The organism is Burkholderia sp. PU8-34 (assembly GCF_053427725.1).
In genome coordinates this window covers 1-1,218 of sequence record NZ_JBSAXC010000052.1, presented here as the reverse complement: position 1 = coordinate 1,218, position 1,218 = coordinate 1, and the positions used below count along the sequence as shown (strand labels likewise).

At 60.8% G+C, this 1,218-nt stretch carries 1 protein-coding gene; it reads left to right on the top strand.

Annotation, left to right across the window (positions count from 1 at the left end):
* The first annotated feature begins 241 nt into the window (after positions 1-241).
* On the top strand, positions 242-979 hold the full coding sequence (locus ACV22Z_RS35640; RefSeq protein ID WP_448080927.1) for a BON domain-containing protein: 738 nt from the start codon (positions 242-244) through the stop codon (positions 977-979).
* Positions 980-1,218 lie beyond the last annotated feature (239 nt).

Sequence of the window (1,218 nt, the reverse complement as noted above, 5' to 3'; positions counted from 1 at the left end):
CGGTTTGACTTCTCGCGAATCGGGGCGGGACTTCATGTTGCATCCTCCGGCCGGTCGCGCCGCAGACTTGGCCGCTTATATCGTGACGGTACGAGGCCAGTACGCGACGCGTCCCGCCCGGCGCTTGTCATGCCGGCACAGTTCCTATAATTGACGATACAGTGACCGCCGGACGCAGCAAACGCCTCTGCAATCCGGGACCGGCGGCGCTACTTCCTTCAACCTTTGCGCGAGGCAGATCATGCAACGCAGCGATACGGTCTTGAAGCAGGTGATGGCGGCCTTTGAGCGCGAATCTCATCTGAAGCTACACAATCATCCCATTCACATCAGTTCTGACGGCAACGCGTTGACCGTGTCGGGCGAGGTGCCGGATGTTGCATCGAAGAAACGCCTTTTCTCGCTGACCCAGATGCATAGCGACGGGATGCCGGTTGTCGATCGGCTTCTCGTGGCGGCCAATCCACCGATGGGCGATGGCGAACTACGCACGCGCATTTGCGAACGGCTCGCGCAGGCGGTCGACTTTCGCAACTGTGTGATCTGCGCGCGCGTCAAAGGGCAGCTCGAGGTGCTGCGCGGCACCATGGATCAGGCGGGCAACGAGGGCAGCGGCGCCATCGAGGTAACGGTCGAAAACGGCGTCGTGAGGCTGACAGGGCAGGTGATCAGCCTGTCGCACCGGCGCCTTGCAGGCGTGCTTGCGTGGTGGACAGGCGGCTGCCGCGATGTGGTGAACCTGCTGGAACTGGTGCCCGCCGAAGCCGACGGCGACGACGAGATTTCCGAAGTGATGCATCTCGTGCTGGAGACGGATCCTCGAGTGCGTGCCGATCAGATCACCGTCAACGTGAAGAATCACCAGATCACCCTGGCGGGCTGGGTCGCAACGAATGCGGAAAGGCTGCTGGCCGAACAGGACGCCTGGTGCCTGGATGCGATCGGGGGTGTCGTGAATCGCATCGAAGTGAGTGCGTAATCCCGCGCGCGGACTCGCAGTCGGACGCCAGCTTGGCGGTTCGCGGTACAAAGCAACGAAATCAAATGGAGGCAGCGTGACGGTTGCATCGGGAAACGAGGTGCCGTGTGTCGTTTCATTGATCGACAGGCATGCGGACGGAAAATTTTACCTCGCGCATCGCAAGGGTTTCGAGGCGGGAAGGTCGGGGACTCGGGTGCCTAGGTAATTTGACATAATCTCAATTATCGGCAATTTGC